The organism is Streptomyces sp. CNP082, from assembly GCF_059570535.1.
Map to the genome: position 1 here is coordinate 1 of NZ_JCANSZ010000053.1, position 23,569 is coordinate 23,569.

The window sequence follows — 23,569 nt, forward strand, 5'->3', positions numbered from 1 at the left end:
TGACGCGCTCGCCGCCGCGGCCGGCCTGGCGCCTGCGCTCTCCCAGTCCGGGAAAGTCCGCCACTCGCGCAGCGCCACCGGCAGCGACAAGGCCCTCAAGCGGATCTTCTGCCAGGCAACGCTCTGCTCCATCCAGCGCGATCCGGCCTCGCGGACCTTCGACGACCGCAAACGAGCCNAGGGCAAACGCCATCACCAAGCCCTGACCGCCCTGGCCCGCCGAAAAGTCAACGTCCTCCACGCAATCCTGCGCGACCGCCACCCCTACCAAGCCCGGCCGCCTCTCCACCTCACAGCTTGACAACAGCATTAGGCAGCCGCCCCCTCCGTGCTCGCACCCGGCAGGGCCCGGTCCCAGAAGCCCGTGCAGAAGCGGGACAGCGGGGTACGGGAGCGGGTGCCCGGGGGTGGGGTCCCGGTCTCGGCGGCCTGCGGCAGGCCCGGTTCCGCGGGGAGTTCGCCGGCCAGCGGGAGGCCCAGGAGCTCGGCGATGTCCCCGGCCGTCAGGCCGCTGTGCGTCGGCCCGCGGACCACCACGCGCAGATCGCCCAGCACCATCCGCACTCCGTCCGCCACGCGATGCGCCGCCGCGACCGCCCGCAGCTCGGCCGGCACCACGAGCAGCCCCACGTCCACCTGCGCCAGCGCCTCGGCCACCGGCTCGTCCACCCGTCGCGGCAGGTCGACCACGACGACCCCGCCCCGCCGGCGGGCCGCCGCCAGCACCGAACGCATCGCCTCCGGCGCCACCGACGCCGCTCCCGCCTCGCCGCCGCCCCGGTCCCAGCTCAGCAGCCGCAGGTCGTGCAGCCGCGGCAGCGACTCCTCCAGCGCGGCGCCGCCGATCCGCCCCCGCGACGACGCGAAGGCCGGCCAGCGCAGCCCCTCCGCCTCCTCACCGCCGAGCAGCACGTCGAGCCCGCCGCCCAGCGGATCCGCGTCGACCAGCACCGTCCGCCGCCCGGCCCGCGCCGCCGTCACCGCAAGCGCGCAGGCCAGCGTGGACGCTCCGGCGCCGCCCCGGCCGCCGACGACGCCGACCGTGCGGGCCTGCGCGCCGACTCCCTCCGCGGCGTCGGCGATCCGGTCCACCAGCGCCGTCTCCCCGTCCGGCAGCACGAGCACCTGCTCCGCCCCGACCGCGACGGCCCGCTCCCACACTCCTGGTTCGTCCTGATCCCGGCCGACGAGCACCACCCCGTCCCGCCGGGCCGGCCCCGCCGCCGCCAGCCGCCCGGCGCTGTCGTCCCCGACCAGCACCAGCGGCGCCGCGGCCCAGTCCTGCCGCCCCGGAGCGTGCGAGACCTCCGCCTGCGTACCCGCCGCGGCGCACAGCCGCAGCAGGTCGTCGAGAAGGTCCTCGTCCTCCGTGACGACCAACGGCCGACCGCCGGCGCCCTCGGCACCTCCACCACTGCCGCCCGCACCACCACCGGCACCGGCAGGCGCGCTCCCCGCGCTCCCCTCACCCCACGGCACACCACCGGCACCGCCCGTACGCCCGCGGTCCCGCAGACCACTGCTCCACATCCGGCCGCCGCTCACGCCGCCTCCCCCTCGTCATCCGCCGCACCCTCCGGCACGCCGTCCGCCTCAGCCTGCGCCGCCGCCTCCGCAACGGCCCCGGCCTGCTTCCGGATCCCACCGTGCCCCCGCCGCCCCGCCGCTCGTGGATCTTGGTCAAGATCTGGGGATAACCCACCAGTTGTGGATAACTCCGTCACCCGTTCGGGGGAGCGTTCAGATCACGGGCAACGGTTACCCACGGTGATGCGTCTACTTCCACGACGGCGATGAAGAGCGTCCCGAGGACGGCTCGAAGCAAGGTGCGAGCGGGAAGAGCGGGAGAAGATCCGACGCGGCCGGAGAAAAACGAGAAAACCGAAGTCCGGACATGCGACGACCCCCGCCGGGGGGGAGAGCGGGGGTCGTCCCCACGGCCGACTCGGGGGGGGGGGAGGAGCCGGTCCGGGTTAGCACGGTCGCGAACGATCCGTGACTTCCATGGTGTACCCGAGAGCCTTCTCAGGCAAACCCACGCGCCACACCTTACGCCGAATGGTGGGCGCCTAAGCTCGCACTCGTGGAAAACCACTCGTTGCCCAGGACGGCCGCCTTCTTCGATCTGGACAAGACGGTCATTGCGAAGTCGAGCACGCTGACCTTCAGCCGGTCCTTCTACCACGGTGGGCTGATCAACCGGAGGGCTGTGCTCCGATCCGCCTACACACAGTTCCTCTACCTCCTGGGCGGCGCCGACCACGAGCAGACCGAGCGCATGCGGGCCTACCTCTCCGACCTCTGCCGCGGCTGGAACGTGGCCCAGGTGAGCGACATCGTGGCCGAGACCCTCCACGACCTCATCGACCCGATCATCTACGACGAGGCCGCCGCCCTTATCGAGGACCACCACCTCGCCGGCCGCGACGTCGTCATCGTCAGCAGCTCGGGCGCCGAGGTCGTCGAGCCCATCGGGGAGCTGCTCGGCGCGGACCGCACGATCGCCACCCGCATGGTCGTCGAGAACGGCCGCTACACCGGCGAGATCGACTACTACGCCTACGGCCCCGCCAAGGCGGAGGCGGCGCGGGAGCTGGCCGCCGCCGAGGGGTACGACCTCGCGCGCTCGTACGCGTACAGCGACTCGATCACGGACGTGCCCCTCCTGGAGGCCGTCGGACACCCCTGTGCCGTCAACCCCGACCGGGCGCTGCGCCGCGAGGCGGAGCAGCGCGACTGGCCGGTGCTGTCGTTCGCCCGTCCCGTACGGCTCAAGCAGCGGCTGCCGCAGTTCTCGCTGCCCTCCCGGCCGGTGCTGGTCGCCGCCGCCGCGGGGCTGGCGGCGGTGACCGCGGCCGGGGTGGTCTGGTACACGTACCGCCGCCGTCTTCAGGCGGCCTGAGACGCCGTAGAGCCACCCGACCTGCACACTCTCCGTTTCGCCCGATAATTAACCTTCACTAGCATTTGCAGGCGAAAGTAAAGATCTGCACGCTGGGCTTCCCTCTCACCGTGGACTGGAGTACAAAGGGATTACGGCCCGCGAGAGTCAGGGCATCCGAGGAGGATCCCCCAGCAACCACGGCCCCACGGACCGCACATGGAAGTCGGGAACCCACGCGACGCCGATCCCTCGAATAGGGACCGCCACACCAGGCAACGGACGGGTGCCGGGCCTGATGGGCAAAGAACTGTGCACGCACTGGTACCCCGGCCGACATGAGACGGCGGCGGCGCCCGGAGGGTGCCGCCGCAACTCTGCGGGTACGAGCCGCGCGAGCCCGCGTACGCCGCGCGCGCGTGGCTACGCCGCCCCCCGCTGGAGCGCCTCGCACACCGCCGCGCTCTCCCGCGCCCCCAGCTCAACGGACCTGCCGCAGTACGCGATCCACCCCCCGACGCCCTCCGGCGTCCCGCTCGCGTAACCCGCGAGCGCCGTCTCGTACGCCCCGCGCCCCTGCTCCGCATGCCCCACCTCGGCCGGGCAGACCGCCTTCGGGTCCAGTCCGCTGCCGACGAGCACGATCCGCTCGGCGGCCCGCGCGACCAGCCCGTTGCCGGTACGGAACGGCCGTAGCGTCAGCAGCTCGCCGTGCACCACCGCGGCCATGACCAGCGCCGGAGCGGACGAGCCCGTGACCACCAGGGCCGCCAGCGCGTCCAGCCGCGCCGCCGCCTCCGCGGCGTCCGGCACCGGCGACGGCAGGGCAGCGCCCGGCTCCGTGACGCTCTCACCCGCCAGCCGCGGCCGGCCCACCGCCTCGCCGGCGTCCCCCGCAGCCGTACCCCCCGACTCTCCCGCATCCCCCGTACGTCCCGCGCCCCCCGACGCCACCACGTGCAGCCGCGCCAGCACCTGCATCGGCGACTGCCGCCACGTGCTCAGCAGTTGCCCCGCCTCCGCGTTCACCCGCAGCGCCCCGCCCACCGTCCGCGGCTCCCCCGCGCCGGAGAAGTCACTGCGCCGCCGTACCTCCTCCAGCGCCCAGTCCGCCCCCGACAGCGCCGCCGACGCCCGCGCCCCGCGCAGCGCCGCCTCCGCCGAGACCTCGTTGCTGCGCCGCCGCATGACCCGGTGCCCGTAGACGCGATCGACCGACCTCCTTACAGAGGACACCGCCTCCGCCACTCCCGGGAGGGTGCTCAGGGCTGCCAGCGGGTCGGTCGCGCTTGTCATGCGTACGAGCCTACGCAACCCGATGGGGTGGACTTGTCCAGCCCTTTCCCTGACCGCGGGCCACGATCCCGCTACCGTTTCTGAACATGAAGATCGCTTTCGTAGGAAAGGGCGGCAGCGGCAAGACCACCCTGTCGTCCCTCTTCGTCCGGCACCTCGCCGGCACCGGCCGCCCCGTGCTCGCTGTCGACGCGGACATCAACCAGCACCTGGGCACCGCCCTCGGGCTCGACGAGGAGGAGGCCGCCCGGCTGCCCGCGCTCGGCGCGCATCTCCCGCTCATCAAGGAGCACCTGCGCGGCGCCAACCCGCGGATCGCGGACGCCGCCAGCATGATCAAGACGACACCCCCCGGCGCGGGCTCCCGCCTGCTCACGGTCACCGGGGACAATCCGGTGTACGCCGCGTGCGCCCGCCCCGTGCAGTTGGACAGCGGCTCCGTACGCCTGATGGTCACCGGCCCGTTCACCGATGCCGATCTCGGCGTCGCCTGTTACCACTCCAAGACCGGCGCGGTGGAGATGTGTCTCAACCACCTGGTCGACGGGCGCGAGGAGTACGTCGTCGTCGACATGACGGCGGGCAGTGACTCCTTCGCCTCCGGGATGTTCACACGCTTCGACATGACGTTCCTCGTTGCCGAGCCCACCCGCAAGGGCGTTTCCGTCTACCGCCAGTACAAGGAGTACGCCCGGGACTTCGACGTCGCGCTGCGCGTCGTGGGCAACAAGGTCCAGGGCCCGGATGACCTGGAGTTCCTGCGCGCGGAGGCGGGTGCCGACCTGCTGGCCGCGTTCCCGCACTCCGACTGGGTGCGGTCGATGGAGAAGGGCCGCCCGCCGGCGTTCGCGGCGCTGGAGGAGCCCGCGGCGCAGGTGCTGCGGGAGTTGTACGGAGCCGTGGACGCGTCGTACGAGCGGCGGGACTGGGCCCGGTACACCGACCAGATGGTGCACTTCCACCGCAGGAACGCGGAGAGCTGGGGCAACGCGAAGACCGGAGCCGAGCTGAGGGACCAGATCGACCCCGGCTTCGTCCTGGGCGAGGACGCACCCCCGGAGCCCCTGCCGGCCGTACGGGACGGAGCCGCCGCGCCTCAGCCGGCCTGACCCTGCTTGGCGTCCGCGGTGCCGGCGTGGTCCTTCGGCGTGGACCCCGCCGGCTCGCCGGCGGGGTGCGCGCCGCCCTGCTTCCCGGCCGGCGCCGCCGTCGGCGCCAGGAACTTCTCCCATCCCCCGGCCGGCCGCTCACCCACGTCCAGCGTGCGCAGCTTCGCGAGCGTGGCCGGGTCCTGGGTGTCCAGCCAGTCCGCCAACTGCCGGAAGGAGACGCAGTGCACGTCCTTCCGGGGGCAGACGGTCTTGATGGTGTCTTCTACGGCACGCATGTACGCGCCGCCGTTCCAGCTCTCGAAGTGGTTTCCGATGACGAGGGGCGCGCGGTTGGTCGTGTACGCCCGCTCGAAACCGGCCAGTAGTCCCTCGCGCATCTGCCGTTCGAAGGCGGCGTGCTGGGCGGCCGGCGCATAGGCGGTGCCCGACTGGTTGGCCATGAAGTTGTAGTCCATGCTCACGACTTCGAAGGCGCGGCCGGGGAACGGGACCTCCTGCAACGACAGATCCCAGATGCCCTCCTTCTTCTTTGGCCACACCTGGCTGCTGACACCGCTGGTGTCATAGCGGAAACCCATCTCCTTCGCGGCCTTCATGAGGTTCTTCTGCCCCTCCAGGCAGGGGGCGCGTCCGCCGACCAGCTCCTTGTCGTAGTCGAAGGGAAGCGGATCCGCGTTCTTCCGGCCGGTGTTCGTCTTCCAGTGCTGCACGAACTGCTTGGCCTGCGCGATCTCGCTCTTCCAGTCCTCCTTCGACCAGCTCGCGACGCCCGTACGGCCGCAGAAGTGGCCGTTGAAGTGGGTGCCGATCTCGCTGCCCTCCAGCCAGGCGCCGCGCACCTGCTCCAGGGTGGCGGCGACCTCCTCCTCGTCCAGGTAGCCGATGTCGGAGGCGCCGCGGGGGCGGCCGGGGGGCGCGTACTCCATGCGCTTGTCGCGGGGCAGGACGTAGACGCCGCTGAGGAAGTACGTCATGGTCGCGTCGTTCTCCCGCGCCACCTTGCGGAAGTGGGAGAAGAGCCGCTGGCTGTCCTCGCCGGCGCCGTCCCAGGAGAAGACGACGAACTGCGGCGGCTCGGCGCCGGCGGCCATCCGGCTGATCGTGGGCTGGTTGGGCTGGGTGCCGGTGTAGGCCGTGGAGCCGTCGCCGATGAGCCTCATCGGCCGGTTCTTGCCGGGCGCGTCGTCCGTCCTGTCGCCGTGCTGCGGATCGCCGTCCGGGCCCGTACCGGGAGAACAGCTCGCCACCGCCACGCCCCCCAGTGCAAGGACGCCGCAGATTCCCACGGTCGCCCGCCATGTTCCGAACAAAGCTCCCACCTCTTCCCGACGCCGCCAGGGACGCAGACTCGAATGGCCGAATGCATGCGCGATTCCTCGCCGCAGGCTCGGAAAGAGGGATAACCGGGAATTCAGATTATCTCTCTGTATTCACTCGATGGATGGGAGAAGTGGGCCGACCAGCGCAAAACGCTTCGCTCACTCTTTACGTGGCATTACTCTTCATTTACTTGACCTTGAGGGTCACCGTACCGTCACACTGTGTGACGTAACCCGTGTGCCCGTGCTGCCACGACGCCCCCTCCACACCGAGGAGACGCCACATGACCGCAGGACGCCCGACGCCCCTGGGAAACCCTTCCGCCGAGCGCGCGCAGGATCCGGAACGCGACCCGGACCCCCGCCCGGAGCACGACCCGCAAGACACGGCAGACCCCGAACACCCCGAGCCCGCCGGGCGCCCCGCTGTCCCCGGCCCCACCGCTCCCCCCGGACACCGCACCGCCCCCCGGCGACCCCTGGTCGCGGACCTCTCCGCCTCCGTGACCGTCTTCCTCATCGCCCTGCCGCTCTCCCTCGGCATCGCGCTCGCGACCGGCGCCCCGCTGCAGGCCGGGCTGCTGTCCGCGGCCGTGGGCGGCATCGTCGTCGGCCTGCTCAGCGGCGCTCCGCTGCAGGTCAGTGGGCCCGCCGCCGGGCTGACGGTGATCACGGCCGACCTCATCCAGCAGTACGGGTGGCGCACCACCTGCGCCCTGACCGCCCTCGCCGGGCTCGCGCAGCTCGCGCTCGGCTCGCTCAGGGTGGCCCGCTCCGCGCTCGCGGTCAGCCCGGCCATCGTGCACGGCATGCTCGCCGGCATCGGCGCGACGATCGCGCTGGCCCAACTGCACGTCGTCCTCGGCGGCGGCCCGCACAGCTCGGCCCTCGACAACGCCCTGGCGCTGCCCGGCCAGTTCGCCGACCTGCACCCGGGTGCGGTGTCGGTGAGCGCCGTCGTCATCGTCGTGCTGCTGGGGTGGCCCCGGCTGCGCGGGCGGGGTACGGGACCGCTGCGGCACGTACCGGGGGCGCTGGCCGCCATCGTGCTCGCGACCGCGTTCGCCTCCCTCGCGGGGCTGCGGCTGCCGCGCGTCGACCTGCCGTCGTGGAGCAGCCACGCGCTCGCGGAGAAGCCCGACGGGCCCGTGCTGGCGCTGGTGGCCGCGGTGCTGACGATCACGCTCGTGGCCAGCGTCGAGTCGCTGCTGTCCGCGGTGGCGGTCGACAAGCTGGCGGTGGCGCGGGGCGACGAGCGCCCCGTGCCGCGCGCCGACCTCGACCGGGAGCTGCGCGCCCAGGGCGCCGGCAACTTCCTCGCCGGGCTGCTCGGCGGGCTGCCCGTCACCGGGGTCGCGGTGCGCAGTTCGGCGAACGTCGCGGCGGGGGCGGTCAGTCGCTGGTCCGCCGTGCTGCACGGCGTGTGGGTGGTGCTGGCGGCGCTGCTGCTGGTGGCGATGCTGGAGCTGATCCCGCTGGCGGCGCTGGGGGCGCTGGTGATGGTGGTCGGCATCCAGATGGTGAAGATCAGCCACGTGCGGTCGGTGCGGCGGCACCGGGAGGTCCTGGTGTACGCGGCGACCGTGGCCGCCGTCGTGGCGCTGGGCGTGCTGGAGGGCGTCGCCGTGGGGATTGCGGTGGCGGTGGCGGTGTCGCTGCACCGGCTGTCCCGTACGCGGGTGACGCTGGCGCGGCGCGGTGAGGGTGCGGCGCCGGGCGCGGACGGCGGAGGGCGGGGCGCGGCGGAGGATCCGTACCTCGTCCAGGTGCACGGGCAGCTCACCTTCCTTGCCGTCCCGCGGCTGAGCCGGGTGCTCGCGCAGGTGCCGCGGGGCGCGGCGGCGAAGGTCGAGCTGACCGGCTCCTTCATGGACCACGCCGCGTACGAGACGCTGCAGGAGTGGCGCCAGGCGCACGTCGCGCACGGCGGCGTCGCGGAGTTGACGTCCGCCACGGGCCGGCGGATCGCCGAGCCGGCCGCGGCGCACCACTGCCACCCCTGGACGCCCTGGCGCAACCACTGCTGTGTCACGGCACCGGAGCGGCCCGCCCCGGCGCACCGGCTGCTCAGCGGGGTCAGCAACTTCCAGCGCATCACCGCGCCGCGGGTGCGCGAGGAGCTGGCGCGGCTGGCCCGTGAGGGGCAGCGGCCCACGCAGCTCTTCCTCACGTGCGCGGACTCCCGGGTGGTCACCAGCATGATCACGTCGAGCGGGCCGGGCGATCTGTTCACCGTACGGAACGTGGGAAACCTGGTGCCGGTGCCGGACGAGACCGGGGACGGCGCGGACGGCGGCGACGGCGCGCACGGCGGGGCCGGCACCCGCTGGGACGGCAGTGCCGAGGCCGCCCTGCCCGACGACTCCGTCGCGGCGGCGATCGAGTTCGCGGTCGAGGTGCTGAAGGTCGAGTCGATCACGGTGTGCGGGCACTCCGGCTGCGGCGGGATGGAGGCGCTGCTCGCCCAGGAGGCCGCCCGCGCGGACGCCGGGTCCCCCACCGGCGGACCTCACGGCCGGCCGGTGGGGGGACCTGACGGCGGACCGCCCACGCCGCTGCGGCGCTGGCTGCGCCACGGGCTGCCGAGCCTGGCGCGGGCCCGGGCCGGCGGTCCCCGGATCGCCTGCCGGCCGTACGCGGACGACGCCGAGCGGGTGAGCCTGGCCAACGTCGCGCAGCAGTTGGACCATCTGCGCCGGCACCCGTGTGTACGCCGCCGGCTGGCCGACGGCTCGCTGAGCCTGCACGGCATGTACTTCCACGTCGGCGAGGCGCAGGCTTATGTGCTGGGAGCGCAGGGCGACTTCACTGCCGTACGCCCCGGGCCCGCCGGGTCGGAGGAGCCGGCCGCTCCCGATGTCCGATAGCACACGGCGCCTGCGGTTACCCACAGGTCTAAACCATTTTATCCCCAGGCCCTTGTCACGCCCTCCCCACGCCTGATGAGCTATGGCCCGGGACTGAGGCGGACATCCTGGAAAGGGAGATGTCGTGAGCAACGAAAGCCTGGCCAACCTGCTCAAGGAGGAACGCCGGTTCGAGCCGCCAGCCGAGCTGGCGGCGCACGCGAACGTCACGGCGGAGGCGTACGAGCAGGCACGCACGGACCGGCTGGGCTTCTGGGCGGAGCAGGCCCGGAGGCTCAGTTGGGCCACCGAGCCCACCAAGACGCTCGACTGGTCGAACCCGCCGTTCGCGAAGTGGTTCGAAGACGGCTCGCTCAACGTGGCCTACAACTGCGTGGACCGGCACGTCGAGGCCGGCCTCGGCGACCGCGTCGCGATCCACTTCGAGGGCGAGCCGGGCGACTCCCGCTCGATCACCTACGCCGACCTGCAGCGAGACGTCGCCAAGGCGGCGAACGCACTGGTGGAGCTGGGCGTGCAGACCGGCGACCGGGTCGCCATCTACATGCCGATGATCCCGGAGACCGTCGTCGCCATGCTGGCCTGCGCCCGCATCGGCGCACCCCACTCGGTGGTCTTCGGCGGCTTCTCCGCCGACGCGCTCGCCACCCGGATCGCTGACGCGGACGCGCGCGTGGTCATCACCGCCGACGGCGGGTACCGGCGCGGCAAGCCGTCCGCGCTGAAGCCCGCAGTGGACGAGGCGGTGCAGCGCTCCGAGCAGGTGCGCCACGTCCTGGTGGTGCGCCGCACCGGCCAGTCCCTCGAAGAGGCGGGCAGCACCTGGACCGAGGGCCGCGACGTCTGGTGGCACGACATCGTCGACCGCCAGGAGGAGACGCACACCCCCGAGGCGTTCCCCGCGGAGCACCCGCTCTTCATCCTGTACACCTCGGGCACGACGGGTAAACCCAAGGGCATCCTGCACACCACCGGTGGCTACCTCACCCAGGTGGCCTACACGCACCACGCCGTCTTCGACCTCAAGCCCGAGACCGACGTGTTCTGGTGCACGGCCGACGTCGGCTGGGTCACCGGCCACTCGTACATCGTCTACGGACCGCTCGCCAACGGCGCCACCCAGGTGCTCTACGAGGGCACGCCCGACACCCCGCACCAGGGCCGCTGGTGGGAGGTCATCCAGAAGTACAAGGTGTCGATCTTCTACACCGCGCCCACCGCGATCCGCGCCTGCATGAAGTGGGGCGACGCCATCCCGGCCAAGTTCGACCTGAGCAGCCTGCGGCTGCTCGGCTCGGTCGGCGAGCCGATCAACCCCGAGGCGTGGATCTGGTACCGGGAGCACATCGGTGCCGGCCGCACCCCCGTGGTGGACACGTGGTGGCAGACCGAGACGGGCGGCATCATGATCAGCCCGCTGCCCGGCGTGACGAGCACCAAGCCCGGCTCGGCGCAGGTGCCGCTGCCCGGCATCGCGGCCACCGTCGTGGACGACGAGGCGCGCGAGGTGCCGGACGGCTCGGGCGGCTATCTGGTGCTCACGGAGCCGTGGCCGTCGATGCTGCGCACGATCTGGGGCGACGACCAGCGCTACAAGGACACGTACTGGTCCCGCTTCGAGGGGCGGTACTTCGCCGGTGACGGGGCGAAGAAGGACGACGACGGCGACATCTGGCTGCTGGGCCGGGTGGACGACGTCATGCTCGTCTCCGGGCACAACATCTCCACCACCGAGGTGGAGTCCGCCCTCGTCTCGCACCCCAAGGTCGCCGAGGCCGCGGTCGTCGGCGCCACCGACCCGCAGACCACGCAGGCCATCTGCGCCTTCGTGATCCTGCGCGGAGGCGCGGAGGCGGGAGACGGGCTGGTGGAGGAGCTGCGGGCGCACGTGGCGAAGGCGCTGGGCCCGATCGCCAAGCCCAAGCGGATCCTGCCGGTCGCGGAGCTGCCCAAGACCCGCTCCGGCAAGATCATGCGGCGGCTGCTGCGGGACGTCGCCGAGAACCGCGAGATGGGCGACGTCACCACGCTGACGGACACCACGGTCATGGACCTCATCCAGGCCAAGCTGCCGACCGCGGCCTCGGAGGACTGAGCCCGGACGCGCGGCGTACCCGGCACGGGCACGCGACAGGCGCGGTCCCGGTGCAGTGCGACGGCCGCGGTCCGGCCGTGCGGTGAGCGGCGTCGGCGGCGGGGGATGTCCCCGCCGCCGACCGCCCCGCCGATTAGCGTTATTTCCCCCTTTGTCCTTAATATGACCCACAGCTTGATCGAACGGTGTCGCCCTGTAGGGTGGCGGAGATACGTAAAGAGAGCGATAAAACCCTGAGGCGCGCCGGGAAGTCTGGTCGGCACACAGCACTCGTGTATCCGCCGCCCACCGCCCAGGAGGCCCCTTCGTGACCGCGCCCCAGCGCCCGCAGCAGTCCGAGTTCCTGCGCAGACCGTCCCTCAAGGAGAGCAGGTTCCTCACCGAGGCCCTGCGCACGGAGACCGTCGGCGGACTGATCCTGCTGGCCGCGGCCGTCATCGCCCTCATCTTCGCGAACAGCGGCCTCAGCGGCACGTACGACGACATCAAGGGCTTCACCTTCGGCCCCTCCGCGCTCGATCTCCGCCTCGACCTCGCCCACTGGGCCAAGGACGGGCTGTTGACGATCTTCTTCTTCGTCGTCGGCGTCGAACTCAAGCGCGAGCTGGTCGACGGGGAGCTGAGCGACCCGCGGGCCGCGGCGCTGCCGATCGTCGCCGCCCTCTGCGGCATGGCCACCCCCGCCCTCTTCTACGTCTCCGTCAACGCCGGCCGCGGCGATCTCGGCGGCTGGGCCATCCCCACCGCGACCGACATCGCGTTCGCCCTCGCCGTGCTCGCCGTCATCGGCAGCAACCTCCCCTCCGCGCTGCGCGCCTTCCTGCTGACGCTGGCCGTCGTGGACGACCTCTTCGCGATCCTGATCATCGCGGTCTTCTACACCTCCGGCATCAACTTCGCCGCCCTTGGCGCCGCCCTCGCCGGCCTCGTCCTCTTCTGGTTCCTCCAGCGCCGGGACGTACGCGGCTGGTACGTGTACGTACCGCTGGCCGTGGTCAACTGGGCGCTCATGCACACCAGCGGTGTGCACGCCACCATCGCGGGCGTCGCCATGGGCCTGACGCTGCGCGTCACCACCCGGCCGGGCGAAGAGTGCTCGCCCGGCGAGCGCATCGAGCACCAGATGCGTCCGCTCTCCGCCGGCCTCGCGGTCCCCGTCTTCGCCTTCTTCGCCGCGGGCGTGGCCGTGAACGCCGACTCGCTGGGCAAGGTGTTCACCGACCCCGAGCCCCTCGGCGTCGTGCTCGGCCTCGTCCTCGGCAAGATCTTCGGCATCACCATCGGCTCCTGGCTCGCGGCCCGCTTCACCCGGGCGGAGCTGAACCCGGCGCTGTCCTGGCCCGACGTGGCCGCCGTCGCGACGCTGGGCGGCATCGGCTTCACCGTCTCGCTGCTCATCAGCGAGCTGGCCTTCACCGAGGACGCCGCGCTCGCCGAGCAGACCAAGGCGGCGGTGCTGACGGGCTCGGTCATCGCCGCCGTGCTCGCGTGCGTCATGCTCAAGATCCGCGACAATCGCTACCGGGCGATAGCGGAGGAGGACCTGCGCGACGAGGACCGGGACAGCATCCCGGACATCTACCAGCAGGACGATCCGGAGTACCACCTCCGGATGGCCGTCATCTACGAGGCAAAGGCCGCCGAGCACCGCAGGCGTGCCGAAACGCGGCACCCGCCGGGCAAGTCGGGTGACGGTCGGGCATGATGTGACTTCAGGCGGCGAAGGGACGGACGATGAGCGCAGCCGGTGACGGTGCGGCGGGAAACCGGACGGCCGCGGACGCGAGCACCACAACGAAGGTCGGCACGGTGAAGATCACCGCGGGCGCGGCCCTCGACACCGACGCCCACCTCGACACGCAGCAGAGCCTCGGGCAGCTCGTCTCGACCGCCACCACCGATCTGAGCGCGCTGGTCCACGACGAGATCGCCCTGCTCAAGGCGGAGACCCGGGAGGACATCAAGCGCGCCGGCGCCGGCGGCGCCGCCCTCGGCGCCGCCGCCGTGCTCGTCCTCTTCGGCATCCCGGTGCTGAGCTTCGCCGCCGCGTACGGGCTGCACGCCCTGGGCCTCCACCTCGGCTGGTCGTTCCTCATCGTCTTCGGCGCCCACCTGCTCCTCGGCGCGCTCGCCGCCGGCTGGGGCATCGCCAAGATGCGCCAGATGCGCAAGCCCGAGCGCGCGATGAAGTCCACCAAGAAGACCGCCAGCGTCATCTCGGACTCCCTGCGCGGCCGAAGTCATCCGGCGGACCGACGCAAGCCGGCCGCGGACGTGGCACGCTCGGAGTCATGACGGCACCGTCGCCAGTCGACCCGGCAGTCCACATCGAGGGCCCCTGGATCCACAGGGACGTCGCGGCGAACGGCGCCCGCTTCCACATCGTGGAGACGGGCGAGGGGCCGCTGGTGCTGCTGCTGCACGGGTTTCCGCAGTTCTGGTGGACCTGGCGGCATCAACTGCCCGCGCTCGCCGAGGCCGGGTACCGGGCGGTCGCCATGGACCTGCGCGGCGTCGGCGGCAGTGACCGTACGCCGCGCGGCTACGACCCCGCGAACCTCGCCCTCGACGTCACCGGCGTGATCCGCTCCCTCGGCGAGCCGGACGCCGCGCTCGTCGGCCACGACCTCGGCGGCTATCTCGCCTGGACCGCGGCCGTCATGCGGCCCAAGCTGATCCGCCGGCTGACCGTCTCCTCGATGCCGCATCCGCGCCGCTGGCGCTCCGCGATGCTCACCGACCCGCGGCAGAGCGCCGCGGGCTCCTTCGTCTGGAGCGCCCAGCGCCCCTGGCTGCCCGAGCGGCAACTCGTCGCCGGCGACGCCGCGTTGGTCGGCCGGCTGATCCGGGCCTGGTCGGGGCCGCGGCAGCCGGACGACAAGACGCTGGAGACCTACCGGCGCGCGATGACCGTGCCCTCGACGGCGCACTGCTCGGTGGAGCCGTACCGCTGGCTCGTACGGTCGCTGGCACGGCCGGACGGCATCCAGTTCTACCGCCGGATGAAGCTGCCGGTGCGGGTGCCGGTGCTGCATCTGCACGGGTCCCTCGATCCGGTGATGCGCACGAGGAGCGCGGCGGGTTCGGTGGCGTACGTGGAAGCGCCGTACCGATGGCGGCTTTTCGACGGTCTCGGGCACTTCCCGCACGAGGAGGACCCGGTCGCGTTTACGACCGAACTCGTCAACTGGCTACGGGATCCCGAGCCCGACCGCTGAACCGCCGCAGCTCCCCGCGGGACCGCCGCCCGTTCGGCACCCTCGGTGACGAGAGCCTCGCGGACCCGGCGCCGCCGACCCCGGAACGGCCCGCGTCACTTGCATCCCGCATAGGCCAAGGGCCCGGAGAAAGGGCGATTACCGGCCGCCCGGTGGGGGGAGGATCCGGGGTATGGGTTGGACGCATGACTACAACGACGTAGGAACCCACCGCTCCCCCGCCCCGGACGCCAGACCGCGCCAGGGCGCCGCGGCGCATCGCGAAGTGGACCTCCATCTGGGGATCCCGCACATTCTGCGCCGCCGGGCCCGCTGGATGAGCGCCCGGTTGCGCCGCGTGCACTGAGCGGCCCCGGCGGGGCCGGGCCCCGAGCAGGATTCCGGGGCTCCCCCTCCTCAGACCCCATGTCTCACATGGCGCAACTGTCGCTGTCCACCTGCTGTGATGCCGTGCGCCCGCGCTCGATGTCGTCGCGGACCTCGTCGACGGTCAGCGCGTAGCCGGTGTCCTTGTCGTCCATGGATCTGGCGAAGATGACGCCCACGACGGCGCCTTCGGGATCGAGCAGCGGGCCGCCGGAGTTGCCCTGGCGGACGAGGGTGAAGAGGGAGTACACGTCGCGGTTGACCGTGCCGCGGCGGTAGATGTCCGGGCCGTTGGCCGTTATCCGGTCGCGCACGCGCGCCGCCCGTACGTCGAAGCCGCCGTTCTCCGGGAAGCCGGCGACGATGGCGTCGTCGCCGCGGGCGGCGGCGTCCTGGTCGAACGGCAGGGCGGGGGCGTCCAGCTCGGGGATCTCCAGCACGGCGATGTCCCGCTCCCAGTCGTAGAGCACGACCTCGCCGTCGTAGAGCCGGCCCTCGCCTCCGATCTGCACGGTGGGCTCGTCGACGCCGCCGACGACGTGGGCGTTGGTCATCACGCGCTGCGGCGCGAAGACGAACCCGGTGCCCTCCAGCACCTTGCCGCAGGACTCGGCCGTGCCGACGACCTTGACGATGCTCTCCCGCGCCCGCGCCACCACCGGGCTGCCCACGAGCGCGGGGTCGGGCGGCGGGACGTTCGTGATCTGCTCGCTCTGGAACGGCGCGAAGACCTGGGGGAAGCGGTTCTCCGAGAGCACCGAGCTGAAGTCGCCGAACCAGGTGTCGGCGCTCTTCGGCATCACCTCCGCCACGCCGTTGAGTACCTTCGACGCACGCACCTCGCGGGCGACGGTCGGCAGCGTCGTCGACCCCAGCGCCGTGCCGAGCAGCCAGGCGACGAGCAGCAGCGCCACGACGTTGACCAGCGCGCCGCCGGTGGCGTCGAGGGAGCGGGCGGGTGACCAGGTGATGTGCTGCCGCAGTTGGTTGCCGAGGTGGGTGGTGAGTCCCTGGCCCACCGAGGCCGCTATGAGGACGAGGACGATGGCGCCGAACGCGGCCGTCGGGCCGAGGGCGGCGCCGTCGGTCACCAAGTCCCAGACGACCGGCAGCAGATAGATGGCGAGCAGCCCGCCGCCGACGAAGCCGCACACGGACAGGACACCGACGACGAAACCCTGGCGATAGCCGACCACGGCGAACCACACGGCCGCCGCCACGAGCAGGATGTCCAGCACGTTCACCCGGTCACCGTCTCATGCGTGCCAGTCCAGCGGCACCCGGCGGTCGCGATCCCAGGGCCGCTCCCACCCGGCCAGGTGCAGGATGCGGTCGATCACGCCGGCGGTGAAACCCCAGACCAGCGCGGAGTTGACGAGGAAAGCGGGGCCGAGATGGCCGCGCGGATGCACGGCCACGGCCCGGTTCGCCGGGTCGGTGAGATCCGCCACGCTGACGCTGAACACCCGGGCCGTCTCAGCCGGATCGACGACGCCGACGGGGCTGGGCTCGCGCCACCAGCCGAGCACGGGTGAGACGACGAAGCCGCTGACGGGGATGTACAGCCGGGGCAGCACGGAGAACACCTGCACGCCTGCGGGGTCGAGCCCCGTCTCCTCCTGCGCTTCGCGCAGCGCGGCGCGCAGCGGCCCTTCGCCGGCGGGGTCGCCGTCCTCGGGGTCCAGGGAGCCGCCGGGGAAGGAGGGCTGGCCGGCGTGCGAGCGCAGCGAGCTGGCGCGCTCGGTGAGCAGCAGCTCGGGGCCGTCGTCGCCCTCGCCGAAGAGGACGAGCACGGCGGCGGGCCGGCCGCCGTCGCCGTCGGGCGGGAGGAAGCTGCTCAGCTCTTCCGGCCGTACGGTACGGGCCGCGTCGGCGACCGGCGCCAGCCACCCGGGCAGCCCGGCGTCGCTGACGGCGGCGGGTCCGGGGGAGGCGGGTCCGGAGGAGGCGGGCGGGTGCGAGCCGGTCCCCTGGGCGACGGGCGCGGGGGACGCGGGCGTTCGACCACCGGTCGTACGGGCGGGATCTGCGCCTCCGGTGCGCCCGTCCGCGGCGCTTGCACCGCCGCGCGCGCCCCCGTCCGCTTCCCCGCGCGCCCCGGCCACATCCACACGCAGCGAAGCACCGGGCACCGCCTCGTCCGCCCCGCCCGATCTATCCGCTCTGTCCGCCGTATCCGCCATGTCATGCGCGGCATCAGCCGCAGCGCCGCCGCCCGGCGCGCCGGGCGTTCCGCGTGAGCGCGTCATGCGGCTCCCAGCGGGGGCGCGGGCTTCCCGGGGTAGTCCGGCGGGGGCTTCAGGCGCTGCCCCGGCATGCCGCCCTTCTCGTACTTCAGCAGCTTCTGGGCCTTCTCGGGGTCCGTCTCCCCCTCGCCGTACGCCGGGCAGAGCGGAGCGATGGGGCAGGCGCCGCAGGCGGGCTTGCGGGAGTGGCAGATGCGCCGGCCGTGGAAGATCACGTAGTGCGAGAGCATGGTCCAGTCCTTCTTCGGGAAGAGGGACCCGACCTCCTGCTCGATCTTGTCGGGGTCGGTCTGCGCGGTCCACTGCCAGCGCCGCACGAGCCGGGCGAAGTGCGTGTCCACCGTGATGCCGGGGACCCCGAAGGCGTTGCCGAGGACGACGAACGCCGTCTTGCGGCCCACGCCCGGCAGCTTGACCAGGTCCTTCAGATTCCCCGGGACCTCGCCGCCGAAGTCGTCCCGCAGCGCCTGCGAAAGACCCATGATCGACTTGGTCTTGGCGCGGAAGAACCCCGTGGGCCGGATCAGCTCCTCGACCTCCTCCGGATTGGCCGCGGCCAGGTCCTCGGGCGTCGGGTACTTCGCGAACAGGGCGGGCGTCGTCTGGTTCACCCGCAGGTCGGTGGTCTGCGCGGAGAGCACCGTGGCGATGAGCAGCTGATACGGGTTCTCGAAGTCCAGCTCCGGGTGCGCGTACGGATACACCTCGGCCAGCTCGCGGTAGATCCGCCGGGCCTGCCGCACCAGCCCCGTCCGCGTCGGCGCCGCTTTCGCCTTGCGCACCACCGCGCGGCCTCCGGCCGCGGGTGCTGCCTTGCCACTCTTCGCCATGGGCCCAGCCTACGGGCCCCGGCTGACACCGAAGAGGGAAACCGCTGGGGCCCCTCCCGGGGAGGTGAAACCAAGATTGAGCGGCCGTCGTCGTGAGTAGGGTACGCATGAACGTCGCGAGCAGGGTGATGGAGGGGGATCCATCGATGGTGCCGGACGACGCCGTGATCGGCTGTCTCGGCGTTCTCGTCATCCCCACCCGCGGATCCGCCGGCCCCGGCGAGGTGCTGGTGCGGGTCAGGGGTGGCACGGAGACCTTTCTCGCCTGGTCCGCCGAGCCGTTGCCGCAAGGCTCTGAGGTGCTCGTCACCGAGTATTGCGGCGGTCGCCAGGTCACCGTGATCGCGTGGACCGATCCGCTGGACGAGCTGACCGGCGGCAGCGGTCCCGTGAAGTGAGGAGGTAAGCATGTTCGGCTATCGCGTTCCGGCCCCTGACCAGGCCATGCTCGTGTCGGGCGGCAGGCGCCGGCGGGACGGGGCACCGTTCCGCGTCGTCGTCGGACACGGCAGGTTCGTGTTACCGATCTTCCGCAAGACCCGCTTCCTGTCGCTCGCGATGCACGAGTCGGAGGTCGCCGAGTACTGCGTGACCAGACAGGGCATCCCGCTGACCGTACGGTCCGTGATCGCCTTCAAGGTCGGCAACGACATCGAGAGCATCGTCAACGCCGGACAGCGCTTCCTCTCCGAGCAGAAGGAGATGTCGGTGCTGACCGGGCGGATCTTCGCCGGGCACCTGCGCGCCATCATCGGATCGATGACGGTCGAGGAGATCGTCACGGAGCGGCAGAAGCTCGCCTCCGAGGTGGTGGAGACCTCCAAGAGCGAGATGGGCAGGATCGGCCTGATCGTCGACTCGTTCCAGATCCAGTCGATCGACGACGGCGACACCGGCTACATCAAGGCGATGTCGGCGCCCCACCAGGCGGCCATCCAGCGCGAGGCGAAGATCGCCCAGGCCCAGGCGGCGCAGCGGGCGTCCGAGGCGGAGCAGGAGTCCGCGCGGAAGCAGGCCGAGTACGCCCGGGAGACCGCCATGGTGCGGGCGCAGTACGAGGCCGAGGTCAGCCGGGTCGAGGCGGAGGCGGCGCAGGCCGGGCCGCTGGCGCAGGCGCACGCGCAGCAGGACGTGCTCGCCGCGCAGACCGAGCTGGCCGAGCGCGCGGCCCGGCTCCGCCAGCAGGAGCTGCAGGCCGAGGTGGTCAAGCCGGCCGAGGCGGAGGCCGAACGGGTGCGGGTGCTGGCGCTCGCCGAGGCGGAGAGGATGAAGATCCAGGCCGAGGCGGCGTCCTCGTACGAGCGGGTCGCGCTGGACCAGCAGTTGATCGACCAGCTCCCGAAGATCGTCGAGAAGGCCGCCGCGGGCCTCAAGGGCGCCAACATCAACGTGCTGAACGGGGCCGACGGCCTCGGCCAGCTCACGGCGGGGCTGGTCGGCCAGGGGCTGACCATTCTGGACTCCGTACGGAACACGATGCCCCAGCCCCGGCCCGCGGGCGACGAACAGCCGGGCCGCTAGGGCCCGTCGATCCGGACGTCCTGACCTCCTCCCCCTCCCCCGCCGGCCGCTGTCGCGTACGGCGGGGGAAGCTGGCCCCATGGACGGACAACACAAGCCGGTATCCCCTGCGGAAGACACGCCGGCCGGGAGCGACGCGCGGCTTGCCGTGACGGCGGCCCTGGCGGGCGCGGCGGTGCTCCGCGAGCTCCACGGCAGGTCGCTGCGGCGGTACGAGAAGTCCGCGGGCGACTTCGCCACGGCCGCGGACATCGAGGCCGAAGGTGCCGTACTCGCCGTGCTGCGCGCCGCCCGCCCCGGCGACGCCGTGACCGGCGAGGAGAGCGGCGCGAGCGGCACGGCGGAGGCGCGGCGCAGGTGGCTGGTCGACCCGCTGTGCGGCACGTTGAACTACGCCTCCCGCACCATGCTGGTCGCGGTGAACGTCGCCCTGCGGGCCGGGGACGCGGTGACCGCGGCGGCGGTGGCCGACCCGTTCGCGGGCGAGGTGTTCTGGACCGACGGGGTACGGGCCGGGCTCAGCCGCGACGGCGTGGACGACGGTGTGGACGAGGAGCTGGTACCGGCGCCCGGCTCCGGCCTGGTCGACGTCAACCTCGACCCGCCGTTCCCCCACTCCCCCGCCTTCGCGGCCGCCCGCCTGCTGACCTCCCCCGGATTCGCACCGCGTTTCCGGCCGCGGGTGGTGTCGACCACGCTGGCGCTGGCCTGGGTCGCCGCCGGCCGCCGGGCCGCGTACGTCACCGACGGCGGCGACCTGCGCGCCAGCGTGCACTTCGCCGCGGGGATCGCGCTGTGCCAGGCGGCTGGCTGCGTCGTCACCGGCATCGACGGCCGTCCGCTGCACAACAGTGCGGGCGGGCTGATAGCGGCGGCCGACGGCGGCACCCACGCCGCGCTGGTGGAGCTGGCCGCGGGGCAGCACCGGGGGTGACGGGGGCCGCAGCGGTCGCCGGTTGACCTGAACCTCGGTTCAATTCTTACGTTGGCCACTCCGAGTCGATCAAGACGGGAGCGTGGTCGCGGTGCGTGCGATCGAGGTACGGGAGTTCGGCGGGCCCGAGGTGCTGGTGCCGGCGGAGGTGCCCGAGCCGGTGGCCGGTGCGGGGCAGGTCGTGGTGGGGCTGGAGCTGGCCGACGTCATCTACCTGGACACCCTGCTGCGGTCCGGCTGGGGCGGCGAGTTCTTTCCGGTACGGCCGCCGTACGTGCCGGGCGGGGGCGGCGCGGGGACCGTGCTGGCCGTCGGGGAGGGCGTCGACCCGGCGTGGGCCGGGCGGCGCGTGGTCGCCCCGGCGTCCGCCGGGTACGCCGAGCAGGTCGTCGCCGAGGTGGCACAGATCGCCGCCGTCCCGGACGCGCTCGGCACGGCGGAGGCGGCGGCCCTGCTGCACGACGGCGCCACCGCGGTGCGGCTCGCCCGCGCGGGGCAGGTCCGCGCGGGCGAGACGGTGCTCGTGGCGGCGGCTGCCGGCGGGGCGGGGTCGCTGGTGGTGCAACTGGCGCGCGACGCCGGGGCGCGCGTCGTCGCGGCGGCGCGCGGCGAGCGCAAGCTCGCCCTCGCCCGCGAGCTGGGGGCGGAGCACGCCGTCGACTACTCCGAGGACGGCTGGCAGGACCGGGTCCGCGAGGCCGCCGGCGGGGACGGCGTCGGCCTGGCCTTCGACGGCGCCGGGGGCGAGCTGGGCCGGGCGGTGTTCGGGACGGTGGCGCGGGGCGGCAGGTTCGTCACGTACGGGACGTCCGACGGCGGCTTCGCCGAGATCGACCCGCGCACGGCCGAGGAGCGGGGCGTGCGGGTGACCAACCTGCTGGCAGGCGGCCCGCCCGCCGTGTCCGTCGCGCAGGCCGCGCTCGCCGAGGCCCTGGACCTCGCCGCCGCGGGCCGCATCAGGCCCGTGATCGGCGCGAGGTACCCGCTGGCGCGCGCCGGGGACGCGCACGCCTCGCTCGCCCGGCGCGCGACGGTGGGCAAGTCGCTGCTCGTGGTGTGAACGGGCGGACGCGGGAGGCCGTGAGCGTACGCGCGTGACGGCGTGCGGGCGTGACGGCGTGCGGGCGTGACGGCGTGGGCGTGGCGGCGTGGGCGTGGCGGCGTGGGCGTGGCGGCGTGGGCGTGACGGAGTACGCGCGCGTGACGGCGTATGCGCGTGGCCGGGCCCGGGCGGGGCTCACGCGTGGATCGTGGGCGCCCCGCCCTTCAGTTCCTTGGGCGCGCCGGGCGGATACAGGAACAGGGTCACCACCGCGCCGATGGTGAAGAAGCCCGCCGACCACCAGAACGCGGTGTGGTAGCTCTCCAGCGCGGCCTGCGCCCGCACCGCCGGGTCCTTGGGATTGCGCCCGGTGAGGTAGTCGGTGGCGGCGCTGGCGGAGAGGGTGTTGAGCAGGGCGATGCCGATGGAGCCGCCGACCTGCTGCATGGCGTTGACCGTCGCGGAGGCCACGCCCGCGTCGTGCACGGAGACGCCCAGCGTGCCCAGGCTCATCGCCGCCGCCACGACCAGCCCGAGGCCGAAGCCGGCCATGACGGTCATCGGCAGGATGTGCGCCGCGTACGAGCTGCTGAAGTCCAGCGTCGTCATCCACGCCAGGGCGACGGCCGCGATCGCCATGCCCAGCGGCACCACCACCAGCGGCCCGAGGCGCGGCACGGCGACGTTGGTGGCGAGCGTCGCGGCGACCACCAGGCCGCCGACCATCGGCAGAAAGGCGATGCCGGATTTGACCGGCGTGTAGTCGAGGCCGGTCTGCAGGTAGTACGTGAGGAACAGAAAGACGCCGAACATTCCGCCCGCGGCGATCAGCATGGCGAGGAAGGAGGTGCCGCGGTTGCGGTCGGTCACGATGCGCATCGGCAGCAGCGGATGCGGGCTGCGGGTCTGCCACCAGGCGAACGCCGTGAGCAGCACGGCGCCGGCGATCAGCAGCCCCCAGGTGGCGGGCGCGCCCCAGTCCTGGTGCTCGGCGTTGGAGAACCCGTAGACGACGGCGAACAGTCCGGCCGTGACCAGGAGGGTGCCGGGCACATCGAGCGTGACGCTCCGGTCGCGTGCGGTATGGGACAGCAGCGCGGAGGCGAAGACGAAGGCGACCACGGTGAGGACCACGTTCACGTACAGCGTCCAGCGCCAGTCCAGGTACTCGGTGAGCGTGCCGCCCAGCAGCAGGCCGATGGCGCCGCCGGCGCCGGACACGGCGCCGTAGACGCTGAACGCCTTCGCCCGCTCACCCGGGTCGGTGAACGTCGTCGTCAGCAGCGACAGCGCGGACGGGGCGAGGAGCGCGCCGAAGGCCCCCTGGAAGGCGCGGGCGACGATGAGCATCTCGAAGTTCACGGCGGCACCGGCCACGGCGGACGCGGCGGCGAAGCCGACGAGCCCGACGAGGAAGGTGACCTTGCGGCCGACGAGGTCGGCGATACGGCCGCCGAGGAGCAGGAGGCTGCCGAAGGCCAGCGAGTACGCGGTGACGACCCACTGCCGGTCGCCGTTGGAGAAGCCGAGGTCGGACTGGGCGGACGGCAGGGCGATGTTCACGATGGTCACGTCGAGGACGACCATCAGCTGGGCGAGGCCGAGGACGGCGAGGATCAGCCAGCGGTGGCGGTGGGCGCGCTCGGCGTGGGACGGGTCGTCGGCGCCGGCCGGGCCGGGGCTGTCGGCGGGGCCGCTGCCGGCTTCGGCACGGGATGGGGACATGGCGGGCTCCGTGTGGGGGTGGCGGAGGGGTCGGGTGCTCGAAGGCCGGATGAGGTGCGTACGGCCGCGGATGCGGGGCGTCGGGTACGGGTACGGCCGGGCTCGGCGGCGTCGGCC

General features: G+C 72.7%; 19 protein-coding genes and 2 pseudogenes. 14 read left to right on the top strand and 7 right to left on the bottom strand.

Annotation, left to right across the window (positions count from 1 at the left end):
• Positions 1-25: 25 nt before the first annotated feature.
• Both B124_RS30025 and B124_RS30030 read left to right on the top strand, forming a co-directional pair.
• Positions 26-100 (top strand): annotated as a pseudogene (locus B124_RS30025) (hypothetical protein); the annotation flags it as partial.
• Positions 101-121: 21 nt separating this feature from the next.
• Positions 122-301, top strand: a pseudogene (locus B124_RS30030) (IS110 family transposase); the annotation flags it as partial.
• Positions 302-309: 8 nt separating this feature from the next.
• Here B124_RS30030 and ssd read toward each other — a convergent pair.
• A complete protein-coding gene (gene ssd / locus B124_RS30035) occupies positions 310-1,530 on the bottom strand; it encodes a septum site-determining protein Ssd (RefSeq protein ID WP_496506172.1) in 1,221 nt (406 codons plus the stop codon).
• Between the two features lie 553 nt (positions 1,531-2,083).
• Here ssd and B124_RS30040 point away from each other — a divergent pair.
• Positions 2,084-2,902 carry an HAD family hydrolase gene (locus B124_RS30040; protein WP_496506136.1) on the top strand — a complete coding sequence of 273 codons (819 nt, stop codon included), beginning with the start codon at positions 2,084-2,086 and terminating at the stop codon, positions 2,900-2,902.
• Between the two features lie 402 nt (positions 2,903-3,304).
• On the opposite strand, the gene B124_RS30045 is transcribed toward B124_RS30040, so the two are convergent.
• Positions 3,305-4,177 (bottom strand): Fic family protein, encoded by an 873-nt coding sequence (locus B124_RS30045; protein WP_496506137.1) that lies wholly within the window; start codon positions 4,175-4,177, stop codon positions 3,305-3,307.
• A gap of 86 nt (positions 4,178-4,263) precedes the next feature.
• On the opposite strand from B124_RS30045, the gene B124_RS30050 reads away from it, so the two are divergent.
• The gene (locus B124_RS30050; RefSeq protein WP_496506138.1) at positions 4,264-5,286 is read left to right on the top strand and encodes an ATP-binding protein; all 1,023 of its coding nucleotides are present in this window, start codon (positions 4,264-4,266) and stop codon (positions 5,284-5,286) included.
• Here B124_RS30050 and B124_RS30055 read toward each other — a convergent pair.
• Positions 5,274-6,449 carry a polysaccharide deacetylase family protein gene (locus tag B124_RS30055; protein WP_496506173.1) on the bottom strand — a complete coding sequence of 392 codons (1,176 nt, stop codon included), beginning with the start codon at positions 6,447-6,449 and terminating at the stop codon, positions 5,274-5,276. The two genes, B124_RS30050 and B124_RS30055, sit on opposite strands and share 13 nt — an antisense overlap.
• A gap of 443 nt (positions 6,450-6,892) precedes the next feature.
• On the opposite strand from B124_RS30055, the gene B124_RS30060 reads away from it, so the two are divergent.
• From B124_RS30060 to B124_RS30085, 6 genes are all read left to right on the top strand, one after another.
• Positions 6,893-9,475, top strand: coding sequence for a SulP family inorganic anion transporter (locus tag B124_RS30060; protein ID WP_496506139.1), 2,583 nt, complete (start codon positions 6,893-6,895; stop codon positions 9,473-9,475).
• Between the two features lie 124 nt (positions 9,476-9,599).
• On the top strand, positions 9,600-11,570 hold the full coding sequence (gene acs / locus B124_RS30065; RefSeq protein ID WP_496506140.1) for an acetate--CoA ligase: 1,971 nt from the start codon (positions 9,600-9,602) through the stop codon (positions 11,568-11,570).
• Between the two features lie 307 nt (positions 11,571-11,877).
• Positions 11,878-13,275, top strand: a complete 1,398-nt coding sequence (gene nhaA, locus B124_RS30070; protein WP_496506141.1) for a Na+/H+ antiporter NhaA — start codon at positions 11,878-11,880, stop codon at positions 13,273-13,275.
• A gap of 29 nt (positions 13,276-13,304) precedes the next feature.
• Positions 13,305-13,865, top strand: a complete 561-nt coding sequence (locus B124_RS30075) for a phage holin family protein (RefSeq protein ID WP_496506142.1) — start codon at positions 13,305-13,307, stop codon at positions 13,863-13,865.
• Positions 13,862-14,788: an alpha/beta fold hydrolase gene (locus tag B124_RS30080; protein WP_496506143.1), complete on the top strand. Its 927-nt coding sequence runs from the start codon at positions 13,862-13,864 to the stop codon at positions 14,786-14,788. The genes B124_RS30075 and B124_RS30080 overlap by 4 nt, the downstream gene beginning before the upstream one ends.
• 172 nt (positions 14,789-14,960) lie before the next feature.
• Positions 14,961-15,134: a hypothetical protein gene (locus B124_RS30085; protein ID WP_496506144.1), complete on the top strand. Its 174-nt coding sequence runs from the start codon at positions 14,961-14,963 to the stop codon at positions 15,132-15,134.
• 64 nt (positions 15,135-15,198) lie between these two features.
• Here the strand turns inward: B124_RS30085 and B124_RS30090 are convergent, their stop codons facing one another.
• From B124_RS30090 to nth, 3 genes are all read right to left on the bottom strand, one after another.
• Positions 15,199-16,398 (bottom strand): MarP family serine protease, encoded by a 1,200-nt coding sequence (locus B124_RS30090; protein WP_496506145.1) that lies wholly within the window; start codon positions 16,396-16,398, stop codon positions 15,199-15,201.
• Between the two features lie 12 nt (positions 16,399-16,410).
• The gene (locus B124_RS30095) at positions 16,411-17,286 is read right to left on the bottom strand and encodes an NUDIX hydrolase (protein WP_496506146.1); all 876 of its coding nucleotides are present in this window, start codon (positions 17,284-17,286) and stop codon (positions 16,411-16,413) included.
• A 113-nt stretch (positions 17,287-17,399) separates the two neighbouring features.
• On the bottom strand, positions 17,400-18,230 hold the full coding sequence (gene nth, locus B124_RS30100; protein ID WP_496506147.1) for an endonuclease III: 831 nt from the start codon (positions 18,228-18,230) through the stop codon (positions 17,400-17,402).
• A 146-nt stretch (positions 18,231-18,376) separates the two neighbouring features.
• Between nth and B124_RS30105 the strand changes: the two genes are divergently transcribed.
• The 4 genes from B124_RS30105 (at position 18,377) to B124_RS30120 (ending at position 21,745) form a co-directional block, all read left to right on the top strand.
• Positions 18,377-18,628, top strand: coding sequence for an NfeD C-terminal domain-containing protein (locus B124_RS30105; RefSeq protein WP_496506174.1), 252 nt, complete (start codon positions 18,377-18,379; stop codon positions 18,626-18,628).
• A gap of 10 nt (positions 18,629-18,638) precedes the next feature.
• Positions 18,639-19,751: an SPFH domain-containing protein gene (locus B124_RS30110; protein WP_496506148.1), complete on the top strand. Its 1,113-nt coding sequence runs from the start codon at positions 18,639-18,641 to the stop codon at positions 19,749-19,751.
• 79 nt (positions 19,752-19,830) lie between these two features.
• Positions 19,831-20,685 carry an inositol monophosphatase family protein gene (locus B124_RS30115; protein ID WP_496506149.1) on the top strand — a complete coding sequence of 285 codons (855 nt, stop codon included), beginning with the start codon at positions 19,831-19,833 and terminating at the stop codon, positions 20,683-20,685.
• 91 nt (positions 20,686-20,776) lie between these two features.
• Complete coding sequence (locus B124_RS30120; protein ID WP_496506150.1) at positions 20,777-21,745, top strand: zinc-binding dehydrogenase; 969 nt, start codon at positions 20,777-20,779, stop codon at positions 21,743-21,745.
• 177 nt (positions 21,746-21,922) lie between these two features.
• Here B124_RS30120 and B124_RS30125 read toward each other — a convergent pair whose 3' ends face one another.
• Complete coding sequence (locus tag B124_RS30125; protein ID WP_496506151.1) at positions 21,923-23,452, bottom strand: MFS transporter; 1,530 nt, start codon at positions 23,450-23,452, stop codon at positions 21,923-21,925.
• Positions 23,453-23,569: the final 117 nt, after the last annotated feature.

Bases quoted from the DNA above. Each gene is read 5' to 3' on its own strand.
- ssd (WP_496506172.1), bottom strand. From the start codon at position 1,530: ATGTGGAGCAGTGGTCTGCGGGACCGCGGGCGTACGGGCGGTGCCGGT.
- B124_RS30045 (WP_496506137.1), bottom strand. From the start codon at position 4,177: ATGACAAGCGCGACCGACCCGCTGGCAGCCCTGAGCACCCTCCCGGGA.
- B124_RS30050 (WP_496506138.1), top strand. From the start codon at position 4,264: ATGAAGATCGCTTTCGTAGGAAAGGGCGGCAGCGGCAAGACCACCCTG.
- B124_RS30055 (WP_496506173.1), bottom strand. From the start codon at position 6,449: ATGAGGCTCATCGGCGACGGCTCCACGGCCTACACCGGCACCCAGCCC.
- B124_RS30060 (WP_496506139.1), top strand. From the start codon at position 6,893: ATGACCGCAGGACGCCCGACGCCCCTGGGAAACCCTTCCGCCGAGCGC.
- B124_RS30075 (WP_496506142.1), top strand. From the start codon at position 13,305: ATGAGCGCAGCCGGTGACGGTGCGGCGGGAAACCGGACGGCCGCGGAC.
- B124_RS30080 (WP_496506143.1), top strand. From the start codon at position 13,862: ATGACGGCACCGTCGCCAGTCGACCCGGCAGTCCACATCGAGGGCCCC.
- B124_RS30085 (WP_496506144.1), top strand. From the start codon at position 14,961: ATGGGTTGGACGCATGACTACAACGACGTAGGAACCCACCGCTCCCCC.
- nth (WP_496506147.1), bottom strand. From the start codon at position 18,230: ATGGCGAAGAGTGGCAAGGCAGCACCCGCGGCCGGAGGCCGCGCGGTG.
- B124_RS30105 (WP_496506174.1), top strand. From the start codon at position 18,377: ATGGTGCCGGACGACGCCGTGATCGGCTGTCTCGGCGTTCTCGTCATC.
- B124_RS30110 (WP_496506148.1), top strand. From the start codon at position 18,639: ATGTTCGGCTATCGCGTTCCGGCCCCTGACCAGGCCATGCTCGTGTCG.
- B124_RS30115 (WP_496506149.1), top strand. From the start codon at position 19,831: ATGGACGGACAACACAAGCCGGTATCCCCTGCGGAAGACACGCCGGCC.
- B124_RS30125 (WP_496506151.1), bottom strand. From the start codon at position 23,452: ATGTCCCCATCCCGTGCCGAAGCCGGCAGCGGCCCCGCCGACAGCCCC.